Source organism: Streptomyces sp. PCS3-D2 (genome assembly GCF_000612545.2).
In the GTDB taxonomy this organism is placed as follows: domain Bacteria; phylum Actinomycetota; class Actinomycetes; order Streptomycetales; family Streptomycetaceae; genus Streptomyces.
Map to the genome: position 1 here is coordinate 6,006,638 of NZ_CP097800.1, position 17,124 is coordinate 6,023,761.

General features: G+C 72.8%; 17 protein-coding genes. 14 read left to right on the forward strand and 3 right to left on the reverse strand.

All coding sequences use genetic code 11. From position 1 onward, the window contains the following. Positions 1-198: 198 nt before the first annotated feature. From AW27_RS26865 to AW27_RS26910, 10 genes are all read left to right on the forward strand, one after another. Positions 199-2,175 carry a tetratricopeptide repeat protein gene (locus AW27_RS26865; RefSeq protein ID WP_370466581.1) on the forward strand — a complete coding sequence of 659 codons (1,977 nt, stop codon included), beginning with the start codon at positions 199-201 and terminating at the stop codon, positions 2,173-2,175. A gap of 153 nt (positions 2,176-2,328) precedes the next feature. Next, positions 2,329-3,444, forward strand: a complete 1,116-nt coding sequence (gene ald, locus AW27_RS26870) for an alanine dehydrogenase (protein WP_037925632.1) — start codon at positions 2,329-2,331, stop codon at positions 3,442-3,444. 449 nt (positions 3,445-3,893) lie between these two features. Next, the gene (locus AW27_RS26875; protein WP_225884681.1) at positions 3,894-4,931 is read left to right on the forward strand and encodes a ParA family protein; all 1,038 of its coding nucleotides are present in this window, start codon (positions 3,894-3,896) and stop codon (positions 4,929-4,931) included. Further along, positions 4,916-5,455: a hypothetical protein gene (locus AW27_RS26880; RefSeq protein ID WP_078556837.1), complete on the forward strand. Its 540-nt coding sequence runs from the start codon at positions 4,916-4,918 to the stop codon at positions 5,453-5,455. Before AW27_RS26875 ends, AW27_RS26880 begins: the two co-directional genes overlap by 16 nt. A 197-nt stretch (positions 5,456-5,652) precedes the next feature. Next, a complete protein-coding gene (locus AW27_RS26885; RefSeq protein ID WP_304949921.1) occupies positions 5,653-6,672 on the forward strand; it encodes a segregation and condensation protein A in 1,020 nt (339 codons plus the stop codon). Continuing rightward, the gene (gene scpB / locus AW27_RS26890; protein ID WP_037925636.1) at positions 6,669-7,301 is read left to right on the forward strand and encodes an SMC-Scp complex subunit ScpB; all 633 of its coding nucleotides are present in this window, start codon (positions 6,669-6,671) and stop codon (positions 7,299-7,301) included. The genes AW27_RS26885 and scpB overlap by 4 nt, the downstream gene beginning before the upstream one ends. Beyond that, entirely contained in the window at positions 7,301-8,548 is a 1,248-nt protein-coding gene (locus AW27_RS26895) for a pseudouridine synthase (protein ID WP_037925640.1), read from the forward strand. The genes scpB and AW27_RS26895 overlap by 1 nt, the downstream gene beginning before the upstream one ends. Positions 8,549-8,670: 122 nt before the next feature. Beyond that, complete coding sequence (locus AW27_RS26900) at positions 8,671-9,408, forward strand: AAA family ATPase (protein ID WP_078556839.1); 738 nt, start codon at positions 8,671-8,673, stop codon at positions 9,406-9,408. Beyond that, on the forward strand, positions 9,405-10,145 hold the full coding sequence (locus AW27_RS26905) for an NUDIX hydrolase (protein ID WP_037925642.1): 741 nt from the start codon (positions 9,405-9,407) through the stop codon (positions 10,143-10,145). Before AW27_RS26900 ends, AW27_RS26905 begins: the two co-directional genes overlap by 4 nt. Next, complete coding sequence (locus AW27_RS26910; protein ID WP_037925643.1) at positions 10,142-11,152, forward strand: ADP-ribosylglycohydrolase family protein; 1,011 nt, start codon at positions 10,142-10,144, stop codon at positions 11,150-11,152. Before AW27_RS26905 ends, AW27_RS26910 begins: the two co-directional genes overlap by 4 nt. A 13-nt stretch (positions 11,153-11,165) precedes the next feature. Here the strand turns inward: AW27_RS26910 and AW27_RS26915 are convergent, their stop codons facing one another. The 3 genes from AW27_RS26915 to AW27_RS26925 form a co-directional block, all read right to left on the reverse strand. Next, positions 11,166-11,846, reverse strand: coding sequence for a nucleotidyltransferase domain-containing protein (locus AW27_RS26915; RefSeq protein WP_037925644.1), 681 nt, complete (start codon positions 11,844-11,846; stop codon positions 11,166-11,168). A gap of 79 nt (positions 11,847-11,925) precedes the next feature. Further along, the gene (locus AW27_RS26920) at positions 11,926-12,411 is read right to left on the reverse strand and encodes a Rieske (2Fe-2S) protein (RefSeq protein ID WP_037925645.1); all 486 of its coding nucleotides are present in this window, start codon (positions 12,409-12,411) and stop codon (positions 11,926-11,928) included. 83 nt (positions 12,412-12,494) lie between these two features. Continuing rightward, a complete protein-coding gene (locus AW27_RS26925; protein ID WP_037925646.1) occupies positions 12,495-12,836 on the reverse strand; it encodes a DUF952 domain-containing protein in 342 nt (113 codons plus the stop codon). Between the two features lie 128 nt (positions 12,837-12,964). Here AW27_RS26925 and AW27_RS26930 point away from each other — a divergent pair, with 128 nt between their 5' ends. From AW27_RS26930 to der, 4 genes are all read left to right on the forward strand, one after another. Further along, positions 12,965-14,053, forward strand: coding sequence for a prephenate dehydrogenase (locus AW27_RS26930; RefSeq protein ID WP_037925647.1), 1,089 nt, complete (start codon positions 12,965-12,967; stop codon positions 14,051-14,053). Between the two features lie 173 nt (positions 14,054-14,226). Further along, complete coding sequence (gene cmk, locus AW27_RS26935) at positions 14,227-14,934, forward strand: (d)CMP kinase (protein ID WP_037925648.1); 708 nt, start codon at positions 14,227-14,229, stop codon at positions 14,932-14,934. After that, the gene (locus AW27_RS26940) at positions 14,889-15,578 is read left to right on the forward strand and encodes a lysophospholipid acyltransferase family protein (RefSeq protein ID WP_078556842.1); all 690 of its coding nucleotides are present in this window, start codon (positions 14,889-14,891) and stop codon (positions 15,576-15,578) included. Before cmk ends, AW27_RS26940 begins: the two co-directional genes overlap by 46 nt. Before the next feature lie 75 nt (positions 15,579-15,653). After that, positions 15,654-17,117: a ribosome biogenesis GTPase Der gene (gene der / locus AW27_RS26945; protein WP_037925650.1), complete on the forward strand. Its 1,464-nt coding sequence runs from the start codon at positions 15,654-15,656 to the stop codon at positions 17,115-17,117. Positions 17,118-17,124 lie beyond the last annotated feature (7 nt).

The following is a 17,124-nucleotide window of genomic DNA, read 5'->3' on the forward strand; positions in this document are numbered from 1 at the left end:
GGCTGCGTGCAGCGGCGCCCCCGCCCGCCGGCCGCGGTCCGGCCCATCCGGGGCGCCCTGCACGGCGCCGCCGGGCACCGCAGGGAAAAACCGACCATCTGCTGATCCGATTGGGGGATTTCCCCGCCGCGCTCCACACGGGCCGTCGCTCTGCGTGAACTACGCTCGCCATCCGAAGGCAGGGAGAGGAGCGGATCCGTGACGGATTTCGTCGGGCGGCGGCGTGAGCTCAAGGAGCTGCGCGAGGACATCGCGCGGACCGGGCTCGACACCCTCTCCGGCCGGAAGGCCAAGGCCCCCCGGGCGCGCGTGCTGCTCGTCGCCGGACGTCCCGGATCCGGCCGGACGGCCCTCGCGGAGGCGTTCGTGCGCGAGGTCCGCGGCCAGTACCCCGACGGGCTGCTGCGGACCAGGCTCACCACTCCCGGCGGGGAGACCGTGGCGACCGAGCGGGCCCTGCGCGGCCTGCTGGCGGGGCTGGGGCACCGCACGCCGCCCGGTGCCGGTGAGGACGAGCTCAGTTCGGCCCTGCGCACCGCGCTCCACGAGCGGCGGGCGATCATCCTGATCGACGACGCGGCCGATCCGCACCAGGTCGACGCCTTGCTTCCGGACACCCCCGAATGCCTGGTCGTCGTCACCGCCGAGGGCCCGCTCACCGGCATCCCCGACGTGCGCCCCTGCACCCTCGGCGGCCTGGACACCGTCTCCGCCGTCGGGATGCTCGCCCGCCGTATCGGCGACACCCGCATCACCACCGACCCGCGGGCCGTGGAGTCCCTGGCCGAGGCGTGCGGGGGCCAGCCGGCCGCCCTGGAACTCGCCGGCGGCTGGCTCGCGGCCCGGCCCAAGGCCGCCGTCTCCGACCTGGCCAAGCAGCTCCACGACATGCCCGCCGGCGCCGGCGGGCCGCTCGGCCGCGCCTTCCGGCTCGTCTACGACTCGCTGCCGCAGCCCGCCCAGCGCACCCTGCGCCTGCTCCTGCTCGCCCCCGCCGGCCTCGTCGATTCGCACACCGCCTCCGCGCTGGCCGGCTGCTCCGTGGCCGCCGCCCAGTCCACACTGGACGACTTCGCCGGTCTGGGACTCGTCCGGCACGCCTCCGACGGGCTGTTCCTGCTGCCCGGCTGCCTCACCCCGATGCTCCGCGCGCTGCTGGAGGCCAAGGAGCGTCCTGCCGAGGTCCAGCTGGCCCGGGCCCGGATGCTGGAGCGCACCGTCCGGCTGCTGCACTCGTGCCGGGCCATGGCGGCGGCCGAGGGCGACGGCCTCGACGGCGAACTCCAGGAGCTGCTGGACGGCCTCCCGCGCGCCCTGCGGTTCCCCGACCGGCGGGCCGCCGCCGTCTGGCTGGACACCCGGCTCCCGGCACTCTCGGCCGCGGCCTCCCTGGCGGTGGCCGACGGCGAGCTGGACACCCTGGCCCGCCGGCTGGTCGCCGCCCTCGTGCGGGCCCTCGCGGACCACCGCGGCACCACGGAGGCCGCCCCCGAGCTCTACGGGCTGCACCGCTTGGTCCTGGACGTGGCGGAGCGCCGCGGTCTGCACCGGGAACAGGCCGCGGCCCTGCTGAACCTGGCCGACCTGGACGCCGAGACCGGTCGCACCCAGGAGGCCCTGGAGCGCTACCGGGCCGCCCTGGATGCGGGCCGGGCCGCGAACGACCCGTACGCGACGGGCCGCGCGATGGAATCCGTAGGCGGGGCGTACCAGGAGCTGGCCGACTGGCACCGGGCCTCCGATTGGTTCGGCCGCGCGCTCGCCCAGGCCCTCTCGCGCGGGGAGCGCGCGGACGAGGCCCGGCTGTACGGGCGGCTCGGCAACGTCCACACGTACGCGGGCCGGTACGGGGACGCGCTGCGCAGCTGGCGGGCCGCCGCCGCGGGCTACCGGAAACTGGCCGATGTCCCGGGCCAGGCCAAGGCGTTGAGTGAGATGGCGCGGATCCAGGAGTACGCCGGTCGGCCCGAGGAATCCCTGCACACCTGCCGCGAGGCGGTGGAGCTGGCGCGCCGGGCCGGCGACCAGCGACTTCAGGCCGCGCTGCAGGTCCGGCTGGCCGACACGCTGGACCGGCTCGGGGACCCCGCGGCCGCGAGACTGCACCGCTCCGCCGCGGACAGATTGCTCGGAGATGACCCCGCCGCCTGCGAAATCCGTAGTGGATCCGACTGAGATTATTGGTTTGCAAGGCTAGACAGCGACTCATCCTTCATTAAACTGGGTTCACCACGCCATCTCGTGGTGCATCCCGTTGCGCACTCTTGTGGGCGGGTATGTATGGAAGTGCCCTGTTATTTCCCCCTGAGTCAAGGACCGTGATCGACGATGAAGGTCGGCATCCCCCGCGAGGTCAAGAACAACGAGTTCCGGGTCGCCATCACGCCCGCCGGCGTGCATGAGCTGGTCCGGGGCGGCCACCAGGTCTTCATCGAGCAGAACGCCGGCGTCGGCTCCTCGATCACGGACGCCGAGTACGTCGCGGCCGGCGCGGAGATCCTCGCCACCGCCGACGAGGTCTGGGCCACCGCCGACCTGCTGCTGAAGGTCAAGGAGCCGATCGCGGAGGAGTACCACCGCCTCCGCAAGGACCAGACCCTCTTCACGTACCTTCACCTGGCGGCCTCCCGCGAGTGCACGGACGCCCTGCTGGAGTCCGGTACCACCGCCATCGCCTACGAGACGGTCGAGCTCGCCAACCGCGCGCTCCCGCTGCTCGCCCCGATGTCCGAGGTCGCGGGCCGGCTGGCCCCGCAGGTCGGCGCCTACCACCTGATGCGCTCGGCCGGCGGCCGCGGCGTCCTCCCCGGCGGCGTCCCCGGCACCCACGCCGGCGAGTGCGTCGTCATCGGTGGCGGCGTCTCCGGCTGGAACGCCGCGCAGATCGCCATCGGCATGGGCTTCCACGTGACCCTGCTCGACAAGGACATCAACAAGCTCCGCGAGGCCGACAAGATCTTCGGCACGAAGATCAAGACGATCGTCTCCAACGCCTTCGAGCTGGAGAAGGCCGTCATCGAGGCAGACCTCGTCATCGGCGCCGTCCTGATCCCGGGTGCGAAGGCCCCGAAGCTGGTCACCAACGAGCTCGTCGCCAAGATGAAGCCCGGAAGTGTACTTGTCGACATCGCGATCGATCAGGGTGGCTGCTTCGAGGACTCGCGTCCGACCACCCACGCCGAGCCGACCTTCCAGGTTCACAACTCGGTCTTCTACTGCGTCGCCAACATGCCGGGCGCGGTGCCGAACACCTCCACCTACGCGCTGACCAACGCCACGCTGCCCTACATCGTGCAGCTCGCGAACCTCGGCTGGGTCGAGGCGCTGCGCCGTGACCCCGCGCTCGCGCTGGGCCTCAACACCCATGATGGCCAGGTCGTTTACGGTCCGGTCGCCGAGGCCCACGGTCTCCAGACCCTTGAGCTCGGCACGCTGCTCGGCTGACCCGTCAACGACTGACGTCAATCTCACGTATCCGGCCGGACCTTGCCCGCAAGGTCCGGCCGGACGTGTTTGCCGACCGCCCCGAGATTCCGCTCAACTCGCCTCGAACGTAAGCCTTTAACCCTTTCGCGCACCCGCGAAACTTCGCAGCGACAGCTCGGACGCCCTTGACAGAGCCGTGTTCGGTTGCCGACACATCGTGCCGGGTCCGGCGGATTGTGTTGCCGCTGAGTGGTGACACGCCATAGAGTCGCCAACCGTCGGCATGGTGCCACGCTGACCTATCGATAAGTGTCCTGGTCACGTCCGAGGAGGTAAGACGACTTGTGAATGAGTCGACATTTACTCCTGGGGGTGGTGGAGCAGGCGTCCCTGAGCGGGGCCAGAGTCCTGCCGGGCTCGAAGCTGTCGGCTCCGTCGCAGTACGCACCTTCGCAAACCACCAGCACATGACGACGCCCCAAAAGAGCATGGACGGCCTAGACGTGAACTCCAGGGCCGGCGACCTGAGCGGCGACACGCCCACGGGATTCGCCGACTACGACAATGTGCCCGAGGGGCACTTCTACGACCCCGACGCGGAGTACGAACCGGACCCCGAGTACGCGGCCACCCTCGCCCCCGACGCTGCCCGCCAGCGCCGTGAGCGGATCGGCCCGACCGGACGCCCGCTCCCGTACTTCCCGATCCCGGGTCCGCTGACCGACCACGGTCCGGCAAAGATCATCGCGATGTGCAACCAGAAGGGCGGCGTGGGCAAGACCACGTCGACCATCAACCTGGGTGCCGCGCTGGCCGAGTACGGGCGCCGCGTGCTGCTCGTCGACTTCGACCCGCAGGGCGCGCTGTCCGTGGGTCTCGGCGTGAACCCGATGGAACTCGACCTGACGGTCTACAACCTGCTCATGGAGCGGGGCATGTCGGCCGACGAGGTGCTGCTCAAGACGGCGGTCCCCAACATGGACCTGCTGCCGAGCAACATCGACCTGTCCGCTGCGGAAGTGCAGTTGGTCAGCGAGGTCGCGCGCGAGTCCACCCTGCAGCGGGCCCTGAAGCCCCTGATGGCCGACTACGACTACATCGTGATCGACTGTCAGCCCTCGCTCGGTCTGCTCACCGTGAACGCCCTGACGGCGGCTCACAAGGTCATCGTCCCGCTGGAGTGCGAGTTCTTCGCGCTACGCGGCGTGGCGCTGCTGACCGAGACGATCGAGAAGGTGCAGGAGCGGCTCAACCCCGAGCTGGAGCTCGACGGCATCCTCGCCACCATGTACGACTCCCGCACGGTGCACAGCCGCGAGGTGCTGGCGCGCGTCGTCGAGGCCTTCGACGACCACGTCTACCACACGGTCATCGGCCGGACGGTGCGCTTCCCGGAGACCACGGTCGCCGGCGAGCCGATCACGACGTACGCGTCCAACTCCGTCGGCGCCGCCGCCTATCGCCAGCTGGCCAGGGAGGTGCTCGCCCGGTGTCACGCCGAGTGAGTCTGCCCGGCGCCGACGAACTGTTCCGTACGACCGGGGGGATGGCGCTCCAGTCGTCCTCGCCGCGCCGCGGGGCCGACGAGGCGCCCGCCGCGGAACACTCGGCCGCTCCGGCCGGGGGCACGTCGGGAGCGGGCCGCAGCCGGGAGGCTGAGGCCGGTACGGACACGGGTGGCCCCGTGGTGGGGCAGCCGCGGCGGGCGCAGGAAGGTTCTGCCAGTCCGGCCGGGCCGACCCCCGGGGCGGCAGCCGCCCCGGCCGGGGCGACCCGGCGGGGCAAGGGCCAGGGCCGCGGCGCCAACCGGCGGCCCAGCGGCCGGGAGCGGCACGACGAGAAGATCACGGTCTACGTCTCCGCCGAGGAGTTGATGGACCTGGAGCACGCGCGGCTGGTGTTGCGCGGAGAGCACGGTCTGGCCGTCGACCGCGGCCGCATCGTCCGCGAGGCGGTGGCGGTCGTCCTCGCCGACCTGGAGTCCCGCGGGGACGCCAGCATCCTGGTCCGCCGCCTCCGCGGCCGCTGACCGCCGGTCCGCGGCGCACGGCGCCGCGTCCGGAGCGCGCCGAGGGGCCGCCGGCCCCGCGGTCGGTCCCGCAGCCGGCCGGCGGGCCGTCCGCCCCCGGGCTCGGCCCGCGGCCCGCCGGGGCGGGAAAACGTTCGGGCAGGGCCTAGGCTTCCTGTGGCCGACCTGCCGTTCCTCCCGTACCCACCTGGACCGCCATGCCCCACCGCCACGACGCCGCCCGCCCGGCCCGCCGGAGCCTGGGGCGCGGGCCCGGCGCGGCCGCCGGGGCCCCGGCGGCCGACCCGGAGGTGCCGGAGGCCGCAGCGGCCACCGGCGGGCCCGGGCGCGCGGATCGGGCCCAGCCCGCCGAGGGGCCGGCCGCGGAGCCGGCGGGCCGGGGCCAGGAGCCCGCGCCCGGAGCGGGAAGCGGTACCGGGGGCGACGGGCGGTTCACGCTGCGGCTGGACAACTTCGAAGGGCCCTTCGACCTGCTCCTCCAGCTGATCTCCCGGCACAAGCTCGACGTCACCGAAGTCGCCCTGTCCAAGGTCACCGACGAGTTCATGACGTATATCCGGGCCATGGGGCCCGACTGGGACCTCGACCAGACCACCGAGTTCCTCGTGGTCGCCGCCACCCTGCTCGACCTGAAGGCCGCCCGGCTGCTGCCGGCGGCCGAGGTCGAGGACGAGGCCGACCTCGCCCTCCTGGAGGCCCGGGACCTGCTCTTCGCGCGCCTGCTCCAGTACCGCGCGTACAAGCAGATCGCCGAGATCTTCGAGCGGCGAGCGGAGAGCGAGGGCCGTCGCTATCCCCGGACGGTGGGGTTGGAGCCGCACCACGCCGACCTGCTTCCCGACGTCGTCATCAGCATCGGAGCGGAGGGGTTCGCCCGGCTCGCCGTCAAGGCCATGCAGCCCAGGGCAAAGCCCCAGGTGTACGTGGACCACATCCACGCGCCCCTCGTCAGCGTGCGGGAACAGGCGGGCGTCGTGGTGCGGATGCTGAAGGCGCGCGGCGAGGCCACCTTCCAGGAACTCACCGAGGACGCCGAGGACACCCTCACCGTCGTGGCGCGCTTCCTGGCCCTGCTGGAGCTCTACCGGGAGAAGGCGGTCGCCCTCGACCAGGAGGAGGCCCTGCGGACCCTCACCGTCCGCTGGAGCGGCGGGGACGGCGACGGCATGCCGACCGTGACCGACGAGTTCGACCAGATCGTGGAGGCGAAGGATTGAGCAGCGACGCCGGCGCGCTCGCCGAGCTGGAACTGAAGCCCGCCCTGGAGGCCGTCCTCATGGTCGTGGACGAGCCCGCGACCGAGGCGCACCTCGCCAAGGTGCTGGAGCGCACCCCGCGCGAGGTCGCGACCGCGCTGCGCGAGCTCGCCGACGAGTACACCACCGCGGGCAGGGGCTTCGAGCTGAGGCTCGTCGCGGGCGGGTGGCGCTTCTACACCCGGGCTCAGTACGCCCCGGCCGTCGAGGGCTTCGTCCTGGACGGCCAGCAGGCCCGGCTCACCCAGGCGGCCCTGGAGACCCTGGCGGTGGTCGCGTACCGCCAGCCGGTGAGCCGGTCGCGGGTCTCCGCGGTGCGCGGAGTCAACTGCGACGGGGTCATGCGGACCCTCCTCCAGCGCGGTCTGGTGGCGGAGGCGGGGACGGAACCCGAAACAGGTGCGATCCTGTACAGGACGACGAACTACTTTCTGGAGCGGATGGGCCTGCGCGGCCTGGACGAGCTCCCGGAGCTCGCGCCCTTCCTCCCCGAGGCGGACGCGATCGAAGCCGAGACGCAGGAAGGTGTGCCGTCGTTCGATCCGGACGCACCGGACACCGATGAAGACGACAAGACGACGGAACTTTGATGCGAAGCAGCGGCAACGGCAACGGTGGCAACAGGAACAGCGGCGGAGGCTCCGGCGGCGGGCGCGGTGGCGCCCGGGGCGGCAGCCAGGGCGGCGGCTACCGCGGGGGCTCCGGCGGCGGTGGCGGCCACCGGGGAGGGTCCGGCGGTTCGGGCAGCGGTGGCGGTGGCTACCGCGGCGGCCAGGGAGGCTCGCGCGACCGCGACCGCGACCGCGACCGTGACCGCGACCAGGCGCCGCAGCGGCCCCGCAACCCCCGTCCGGAGGAGCGCCGCTACGACGTGGGTCCCGAGGGCGAGCGCACTCGCGGCGCCCGCGGCGCGTCCGCGCGCGGCGGCGCCAAGGGCGGTCCCAAGGCCCCCAGGACGCCCGGCGTCGGTGGCGCCGGCGGCCCGCGCCGCGGTCCGGGCAGCCGCAGCGGCCAGTCCCGGCCGCGCGAGCTGGACGCGCGCATCGAGGAGCGCGTGCGCGACCGGTACGCCGACAAGCCCGTGATCAAGACGCCGAAGACCTTCCCGGGCGCCGAGCAGGAGGGGGAGCGCCTGCAGAAGGTCCTCGCCCGGGCCGGCATGGGCTCGCGCCGTGCCTGCGAGGAGCTCATCGAGCAGGCCCGCGTCGAGGTCAACGGCGAGATCGTCACCGAGCAGGGCAAGCGCGTCCAGCCCAAGGACGAGATCAAGGTCGACGGCCTGACCGTCGCCACCCAGTCGTACCTGTTCTTCGCGCTGAACAAGCCGGCCGGTGTCGTCTCCACCATGGAGGACCCGGACGGCCGCCAGTGCCTGGGCGACTACGTCACCAACCGTGAGACGCGGCTGTTCCACGTCGGCCGGCTGGACACCGAGACCGAGGGCATCATCCTGCTCACCAACCACGGTGAGCTGGCCCACCGCCTCACGCACCCGAAGTACGGCGTGCAGAAGACCTACGTCGCCGCGATCACCGGCAACCTGCCGCGCGATATCGGCAAGCGGCTCAAGGACGGCATCGAGCTGGAGGACGGCTGGGCGCGCGCCGACAACTTCCGCGTCGTCGACCAGGTGGGCAAGAACTACATGGTCGAGGTGACCCTCCACGAGGGCCGCAAGCACATCGTCCGCCGCATGCTGTCCGAGGCGGGCTTCCCCGTCGACAAGCTCGTCCGGACCTCCTTCGGTCCCATCGAGCTGGGCGACCAGAAGTCCGGCTGGCTGCGCCGCCTGACCAACACCGAGGTCGGCATGCTGATGCGCGAGGTCGGCCTGTAAGGACCCCGCCCGGCCCGCTCCATGAGAAGCCCGCAGTGCCCACGGCACCGCGGGCTTTTCGCTTGCCCAGGCCCCGCCCCCCTGTTTATAGTCACAATGACTATTAAGGGGGTGGGGCGGGCATGAACGGGACCTTGAGCCGGAGCGAGGTGCTCGGGTTCGCCACGGGCGCCCTGTGCGTCTGGCTGGTGGCCCGTCAGCACATCGCCAACTGGCCGATCGGCATCGCCAGCAACGTCTTCTTCAACCCGCCGCACGCCGGCCACCACCTGGTGCGCACCGCCCAGGTCCGCTGCGAGCGGCTGACCGTGCTGGTCTGCGCCGCCTCCGTGGAATCGGTGCCGCTCGCCGACCGCGTCGCCTGGATGCGCGAGGCCCACCCGGACGCGGACGTCGTCGGAGCCGCCGACCCGGGCGCCACGTGGGCGGACCTCTCCTTCACGTCGCAGGAGTTCCCCGTGATCGCCCGCCGCCAGGACGCGGCGGAGGAACGGGCCGCACGCGTCGGCTCCCCGGTGCTGGTCTGCGACACCGACTCCTTCGCCACCGGCACCTGGCACGAGCGGTACACGGGCGGCCGCAGCGCGGAGGTCGAGCGGATCGCCGCGCTCACCCGCCGACACCTGTACCTGCTGACCGAGGACACCGACGTGCCCTTCGAGGACGACGGGCTGCGCGACGGCCCCGAGCTCAGACCCTGGATGACCCGGCGCTTCCGCGAGGAGCCGGCGGCGACCGGACGGCGCCTCCGGTCCGTGCCCGGCGACCGCCGGGAGCGGCTGGCCACGGCCGTGGCAGCCGTGGACGGACTGCTCGCCGAAGGCTGGCGGTTCGCCGACCCCCTCCCGGAGAACCGATGAGCGGGGCGGCGCGCCCGGGCTATGACCCGTACGCCTTCCAGCCGTTCGCGGTGACCGTCGACCTCGCCGTGTTCACCGTGCGCGGCGGCACCCTGCACGTGCTGCTGATCCGGCGCGGCCAGGAACCGTACGCCGGGTCCTGGGCTCTGCCCGGCGGGTTCGTCCTGCCGCGGGAGTCCGCCGAGACGGCCGCCCGGCGCGAACTGGCCGAGGAGACCGGCCTGCCCGGGCGGACCGTGGCGGACCTGCACCTGGAGCAGCTGCGCACCTACAGCGAGCCGGACCGCGATCCCCGGATGCGGGTGGTCTCGGTGGCCTTCACGGTCCTCGTCCCGGATCTGCCCGAACCGGCCGCCGAGGGCGGCGGGGACGCGGCGCAGGCCCGCTGGCTGCCGCTGGGAGAGGCTCCCGACCTTGCCTTCGACCACGCGGTGATCCTGGCGGACGCACGCGAGCGGATCCGCTCGAAGCTGGAGTACACCTGCCTGGCCACCGCCTTCTGCCCGCCCGAGTTCACCCTCGGGGAGCTGCTGGCCGTGTACGAGACCGTCTGGGGCACCGCCCTGGACCGCCCCAACTTCCGCCGCAAGGTCCTGGCGACCCCCGGTTTCGTCGAGGCCGTACCGGGCGCCGCCCGGCTCACCGGAGGCCGCGGCAAACCGGCCGCCCTCTACCGGGCCGGTCCGGCGACCGCCCTCCATCCCCCCCTGCTCCGACCGGAAGGACCCACCCGATGACGAAGCGAGCCGCCACCGGCGCGCTGGTCGGCCTGGCCCTCGGCGACGCCCTGGGCTTCCCGACCGAGTTCAACGACGTTCCCGCGATCCTCGCCAAGACGGGACCCTGGCGCGAGATGCGCCTGCCCCGCCCGGCGATCGTCACGGACGACACCCAGATGACCCTCGCCCTGGCGCGCGGCATCCGGACCGCGGCGGACCGAGGACGCATAGGCCCGCTGCGGCTGACCCGCCCGGTCCGCGAGGAGTTCGTCGACTGGTACCACTCGCCGGAGAACAACCGGGCGCCCGGCAACACCTGCCTGCGGGCCTGCCACCTGCTGAACGACCTGCAGCGCGACTGGCGCGACGCCAGCCAGACCGGCTCGAAGGGCTGCGGTGCGAACATGCGGGTGGCTCCCGTCGGGCTGGTGCCCGGCTGGACCGACGAGGAACGGGCCGGCGCGGCACAGCTGCAGTCCGCCCTCACCCACGGCCACCCGACGGCGCTCGCCGCCTCCGACCTGACGGCGCGGGCGGTGCACCTGCTGGCCCTGGGCACCGAGGTGACCGGCCTCGTCGGGCTGCTGCGCTCGTACGCCCTGGAGAACCGCACCCGCTACCACGAGCGCTGGCTGGGCGACCTGTGGATGCGCACCGCGAGCGACGCCACCCCGGAGTCCTTCATCGCGCGGGGCTGGGACGAGTGCCTGGCGGTGCTGGACCGGCTCGCGGCGGCGCTGCGTTCCCCGTCCCCGGAGACCGACCCCTGCCTGACCACCGGCGAGGGCTGGATCGCCGAGGAGGCCCTCGCCACCGCCCTGCAGTGCTTCCTGCTCTTTCCCGACGAACCCCTGACGGCCCTGCGGCGCGCCGCCTGCACCAAGGGCGACTCCGACTCCATCGCCTGCCTCGCCGGAGCCTTCGCCGGCGCTCACCTCGGGGCGGACGCCTGGCCGCGCGCATGGGAGGGGCGCATCGAGTACCGGGACGAGATCCTGGCCTTCGGGACCCTCTGGGACGCCTGACCCACGCCGGACCCTACCCGGCTGACGCGCGCCGGGCGCGGGCGAGGAAGTCCTCCACCCGGGCGCGATCCGGTGCCTCGGGCAGGGGGCTGCCGGCCAGGGCGTCCTCCGTCTCCTCCTGCAGGCGGGTCATCCAGGTGTCGGCCTCGTCCCAGCTGAGTTCACCGCGGCGGACGGCGAGCAGGCGGTCGCGGTACGGGCCCGCGTCGATGCTCAGGAGGCCGGTGCGCAGCAGGTCGCGGCAGGACAGCAGCAGGCGCAGCAGGTGCATGGCGTGCTTCCAGCGAGGTGCGCCGTGGAGGCGGACGTCCGCCAGGAGCTTGCCGTGCTGGGAGGCCGCGTACCGGCTGAAGCTGGTGTGGACCCGGCGGGAGAGGAAGGCCCCGCGCAGGTCGAGCAGCTCCCGGCCGACCGGGTCGACGTGCTCCACCAGCGGCGAGTGCAGGCACTCCAGGATGTTCGGGTTGGCCCGCAGGCCGAGTTCGCAGAAGCGTTCGAGCTCCCAGGAGAACTCCTCCTCCCGGGGCCCCTCGACGTGCGTGGGGGGCTTCTCGAACCGCCAGAACAGCGGTGTCGGGGCGAGGTAGACACCACGCCGGTCCGTGTCGCTGGTCTCCGTGGCCAGCCCGAACGCCCGGGAGCCCATCACGCACCGGTAGATCGTGTGGTCGCGTACCAGCGTCAGATCGTCCATCCCGGGAGCCTACGACGGGGCACACCCGCCCTGCCGGACAGTTTTCACCGGCCGGCAGGGCTTGGGGGGTGCCGCGCGGCTACGCGAGCGTGATGTTGCCGTCCGCCGCGACGGTGATCTTCTTCTCGGCCAGCCCCTTGGTGGCCGGTCCCTTGACCACCGAGCCGTCCGTGACCTTGAACTCGCTGCCGTGGCAGGGGCAGTCGATGGTGCCGTCTGCCACCTTGTTCACCAGGCAGCCCTGGTGGGGGCAGACGGCGGTGAAGCAGCGGTAGGAGCCCGCCGTGGGCTGCGTCACCACGACCTTCTCGCCCTGGATGACCTTGCCGCCGCCCACCGGCACGTCCGCTGCCTTGGCGATGGCCTTGCCGCCGCCGGCGCCGCCGGTCGCGGACGCGTCGGCGGGGGCGGAGCCCGCGGGCGGGGTGGCGGCGTTGGGCTCGCCCGACGAGGCCTGCCCGCCGTCACCGCCGCCGCTGCCGCATGCGGTGAGCGCACCGCCGGCCAGTGCGGCCGCACCGGCCACCAGTACCTTGCGCCGGGCGGTCTGCGTCAGGTCGCTCATCAGTCTCTCCTCGCTGTGCGGCTGGTTCGGCGTGCAGCATCCTGGCCCGCGGCCGGCCTCAGGTGAAGCCTGCCGCGCCCGTTTCACGAGTCCCGCTGCCACGGTGCCAGTGAGACGGGTGTGCCAGGTGTGCGTACGACCTCCCACACGTGGACGACGGCGTCCCGGTTCAGCGGTCCGAAAACATGTGGGAAACGATCACCGGATTCACCCTCCCGGCGGACCTCCGCGGTCAGCGCGTCCTCGTCGAGCTCGACCGCGAGCAGGGTCCCCGGCTGTTCCCGGTAGTGCGTCTCGGCGATACCGAGCGCCGTCGCGCGGTCCGCCGAACAGTGCACGAACCCGGCGGAGTCGAGTGAGGGCGGGGAGTACGGGCGCCCGGGGGCGGCGGTCCAGTCGGCGAGCGGGACGATGTGGAAGATCATGGGTTCGTTCTACCGCAGCGGCCGCGGGTCCGGCCGCCGTCCCACAGGGCGGGCGGCCGGACCCGCGCGGCGTACCGTCTGGCTACCCTGAGTCAGAACCTGTCGTCACGCACCCCGTGGAGCGCCCCGTGAGAACCGCCGTCGTCATCGGAACCGGACTGATCGGCACCTCCGCGGCGCTCGCGCTGACAGCCCGCGGGGTCACCGTGCACCTCGCCGACCACGATCCGGACCGGGCCCGCACCGCCGCCGCCCTCGGGGCCGGCACCGACGAGCCCGCGCAGGAGCAGGTCGACCTCGCGATCGTCGCGGTACCGCCGGCCCACGTCGCCGCGACCCTGGCCGACCTCATAGGGCGCGGCGCGGCGCGGGCCTACGTCGACGTGGCCAGCGTCAAGGGCGGGCCGCGGCGCGAACTGGCCGCGCTCGGCGTGGACGCCACCGCGTACATCGGCACGCACCCGATGGCGGGCAAGGAGCAGTCGGGGCCGCTCGCCGCGACGGCGGACCTCTTCGAAGGCCGCCCCTGGGTGCTCACCCCGACCCGTGAGACCGACCACGAGGTGCTCAACCTCGCCCTGGAACTCGTCGCGCTGTCCCGGGCCGTACCGGTGGTGATGGACGCGGACGCCCACGACCGGGCCGTCGCGCTCGTCTCGCACACCCCCCAGCTGGTCTCCAGCATGGTCGCGGCCCGGTTGGAGGAGGCCGACGAGACGGCGGTACGGCTGTGCGGTCAGGGCATCCGCGACGTGACCCGCATCGCGGCCTCCGACCCGCGGATGTGGGTGGAGATCCTGTCGGCCAATCCGGGACCGGTCGCCGACGTCCTCGCCGGGATCGCCGCCGACCTGGAGGAGACCGTCGACGCCCTGCGCAGCCTCCAGTCCGCTGATGTGGACAAGCGCCGCGGCGGCGCCGCCGGCATCGAGGACGTGCTGCGTCGCGGGAACGCGGGCCGCGTACGGGTCCCGGGCAAGCACGGAGCGGCGCCCACCGTCTACGAGACCGTGGCCGTGCTGATCAGCGACCAGCCGGGCGAGCTGGCGAGGATCTTCGCCGACGCCGGCCGCGCGGGCGTCAACATCGAGGACGTGCGGATCGAGCACGCGACGGGCCAGCAGGCCGGCCTCGTCCAACTCATGGTCGAGCCGAGGTCCGCCGCCGCCCTCACGGCCGAGCTGCGGGAACGGGGCTGGGCCCTGCGCACCTCCTGAGTCCCGGAGGCCGGGAAGGCACGGGCGGGGCGGGGTGCGCAGGGGGTCTCGTGGAGGCCGGGGCGGGTGAGCCCGGACTGACCGGCACGACACACCCTGGGGCCCGGTAACCTTGCAGAGGGGCGCTTTGCCGCGCCCTGACACGCACGCGCAACCAGGAAGGTGCCCGCACCGTGGAAACCGCAGCTCCGTCCGCCGTGATCGTCGCCATCGACGGTCCCTCCGGCACGGGCAAGTCCAGCACCTCCAAGGCCGTGGCCGCCAAGCTCGGGCTGCGCTACCTGGACACCGGTGCCCAGTACCGGGCCATCACCTGGTGGATGATCTCCAACGGGGTCGACACCGACGACGCGCAGGCCGTGGCGGTCGCCGCCGGCAAGCCCTCCATCGTGTCCGGCACCGACCCGGCCGCCCCCACCATCACGGTGGACGGCCTGGACGCCGCCGGTCCCATCCGGACCCAGGAGGTCACCTCCCGGGTCAGCGCGGTCAGCGCGGTCCCCGAGGTGCGCACGCTCATCACCGAGCTCCAGCGGTCCATCGCCGCCGAGGCCGCCCGCGACGCGGACGGGATCGTCGTCGAGGGCCGGGACATCGGCACCACGGTCCTGCCCGACGCCGACCTGAAGATCTTCCTGACGGCGTCCGCCGAGGCGCGGGCCGCCCGGCGCAGCGGAGAACTCCGAGGCAAGGAGGCCGCCGACCTCGCGGCCACCAAGGCGGCGCTGATCAAGCGCGACGCCGCGGACTCCGGTCGCAAGACCTCCCCGCTGGCCAAGGCCGGCGACGCCGTCGAGGTCGACACCACCGAGCTCACGCTCGACCAGGTGATCGAGTGCGTCGTGACGCTCGTGGAAGAGAAGCGGGCGGGCCGCAAGTGAGCCGAGCGCCCTCCCTCAAGGGTGCGGCGGTCGGCAGGCGCATCGGAATCGGCCTCATGTACGGGCTGTGGAAGCCGCGCGTGCTGGGCGCCTGGAAGGTGCCCGCCTCGGGTCCCGTCATCCTCGCCGTGAACCACACGCACAACATCGACGGCCCCATGGTGATGGGCACCGCGCCCCGCCCCCTGCACTTCCTGATCAAGAAGGAAGCGTACGTGGGCCCGCTCGGCCCCTTCCTGGACGGCATCGGGCAGGTCAAGGTCGACCGCTCCGGCGCCGACCGGGCGGCGATAGGCCGCGCCCTCGCCGTGCTCGACCAGGGCGGGGCCCTCGGGATATTTCCCGAGGGCACCCGGGGCGAGGGCGACTTCGCCTCGCTGCGCGCGGGACTCGCGTACTTCGCGGTCCGCAGCGGCGCGCCCATCGTGCCCGTCGCGGTTCTCGGCAGCGCCGAGGACCGCGGCCGCCTGATCTCCGGGCTGCCGCCCTTCAAGAGCCGGGTCGACGTCGTCTTCGGCTCGGCCTTCGACGCCGGGGACGGCAGTGGCCGCCGTACCCGCACCGCACTGGACCAGGCCACCGTACGCATCCAGGACCGGCTGACCGCCCACCTGGCCGACGCCAAGCGCCTGACCGGGCGCTGAGCGAGACTTGACCTAGTAGTGGAACCGCGCTGCGCGGGCACCACCGATCACCACGAACGACGAGGAACGGACTTCATGAACGACCAGCACGACCACGGAGCGCTTGGCGATGCCGAGTACGCGGAGTTCATGGAGCTCGCCGCGGAAGAGGGCTTCGACCTCGAAGAGGTCGAAGGCGCCATCGGGGAGGCGGGTCACGGCCCGCTGCCCGTCCTCGCCGTCGTGGGCCGCCCCAACGTCGGCAAGTCGACCCTGGTGAACCGCATCATCGGCCGCCGCGAGGCGGTCGTCGAGGACAAGCCGGGCGTCACCCGCGACCGCGTCACCTACGAGGCCGAGTGGGCCGGCCGGCGCTTCAAGGTCGTCGACACCGGCGGCTGGGAGCAGGACGTCCTCGGCATCGACGCCGCCGTCGCCGCCCAGGCCGAGTACGCCATCGAGTCCGCCGATGCGGTCGTCTTCGTCGTGGACGCCAAGGTCGGCGCCACCGACAGCGACGAGGCCGTCGTCAAGCTGCTCCGCAAGGCCAAGAAGCCGGTCGTCCTGTGCGCCAACAAGGTCGACGGACAGAGCGGCGAATCCGACGCCGCCTCGCTGTGGTCGCTGGGCCTGGGCATGCCGCACCCGGTCTCCTCGCTGCACGGCCGCGGCACCGGCGACATGCTGGACGCCGTCCTCGACGTCCTGCCCGAGGCCCCCGAGCAGACCTTCGGCGGCGTCGCCCCCGGCGGCCCGCGCCGCATCGCGCTGATCGGCCGCCCCAACGTCGGCAAGTCTTCGCTGCTCAACAAGGTCGCGAAGGAGAACCGGGTCGTCGTCAACGAGCTGGCCGGCACCACTCGCGACCCGGTCGACGAACTGATCGAGCTCGGCGGCGTCACCTGGAAGTTCGTCGACACCGCCGGCATCCGCAAGAAGGTCCACCTCCAGCAGGGCGCCGACTACTACGCCTCGCTGCGCACCGCCGCGGCCGTCGAGAAGGCGGAGGTGGCGGTCATCCTGATCGACACCACCGAGACCATCAGCGTCCAGGACCAGCGCATCATCACCATGGCCGTCGAGGCCGGCCGTGCGATCGTCATCGCCTACAACAAGTGGGACGAGCTCGACGAGGAGCGCCGCTACTACCTCGAGCGCGAGATCGAGACCGAGATGCAGCAGGTCTCCTGGGCGCCGCGGGTCAACGTCTCGGCGCTCACCGGGCGGCACATGGAGAAGCTGGTCCCGGCGATCGAGACCGCCCTCGCGGGCTGGGAGACGCGCGTGCCCACCGGTCGGCTGAACGCCTTCCTCGGTGAGGTCGTCGCCGCCCACCCGCACCCGATCCGCGGCGGCAAGCAGCCCCGCATCCTGTTCGGTACCCAGGCGGGGAGCAAGCCGCCGCGGTTCGTCCTCTTCGCCTCCGGCTTCCTGGAGCACGGCTACCGGCGCTTCATCGAGCGCCGCCTGCGCGAGGAGTTCGGCTTCGAGGGCACCCCGATCCACATCTCGGTGCGGGTGCGCGAGAAGCGCGGCGCCCAGTACAAGAAGAAGAAGTAGCCGCGGT

Coding starts and splice junctions, on each gene's coding strand:
- ald (WP_037925632.1), top strand. CDS start 2,329: ATGAAGGTCGGCATCCCCCGCGAGGTCAAGAACAACGAGTTCCGGGTC.
- AW27_RS26875 (WP_225884681.1), top strand. CDS start 3,894: ATGACGACGCCCCAAAAGAGCATGGACGGCCTAGACGTGAACTCCAGG.
- AW27_RS26885 (WP_304949921.1), top strand. CDS start 5,653: ATGCCCCACCGCCACGACGCCGCCCGCCCGGCCCGCCGGAGCCTGGGG.
- AW27_RS26895 (WP_037925640.1), top strand. CDS start 7,301: ATGCGAAGCAGCGGCAACGGCAACGGTGGCAACAGGAACAGCGGCGGA.
- AW27_RS26900 (WP_078556839.1), top strand. CDS start 8,671: ATGAACGGGACCTTGAGCCGGAGCGAGGTGCTCGGGTTCGCCACGGGC.
- AW27_RS26905 (WP_037925642.1), top strand. CDS start 9,405: ATGAGCGGGGCGGCGCGCCCGGGCTATGACCCGTACGCCTTCCAGCCG.
- AW27_RS26910 (WP_037925643.1), top strand. CDS start 10,142: ATGACGAAGCGAGCCGCCACCGGCGCGCTGGTCGGCCTGGCCCTCGGC.
- AW27_RS26915 (WP_037925644.1), bottom strand. CDS start 11,846: ATGGACGATCTGACGCTGGTACGCGACCACACGATCTACCGGTGCGTG.
- AW27_RS26920 (WP_037925645.1), bottom strand. CDS start 12,411: ATGAGCGACCTGACGCAGACCGCCCGGCGCAAGGTACTGGTGGCCGGT.
- AW27_RS26925 (WP_037925646.1), bottom strand. CDS start 12,836: ATGATCTTCCACATCGTCCCGCTCGCCGACTGGACCGCCGCCCCCGGG.
- der (WP_037925650.1), top strand. CDS start 15,654: ATGAACGACCAGCACGACCACGGAGCGCTTGGCGATGCCGAGTACGCG.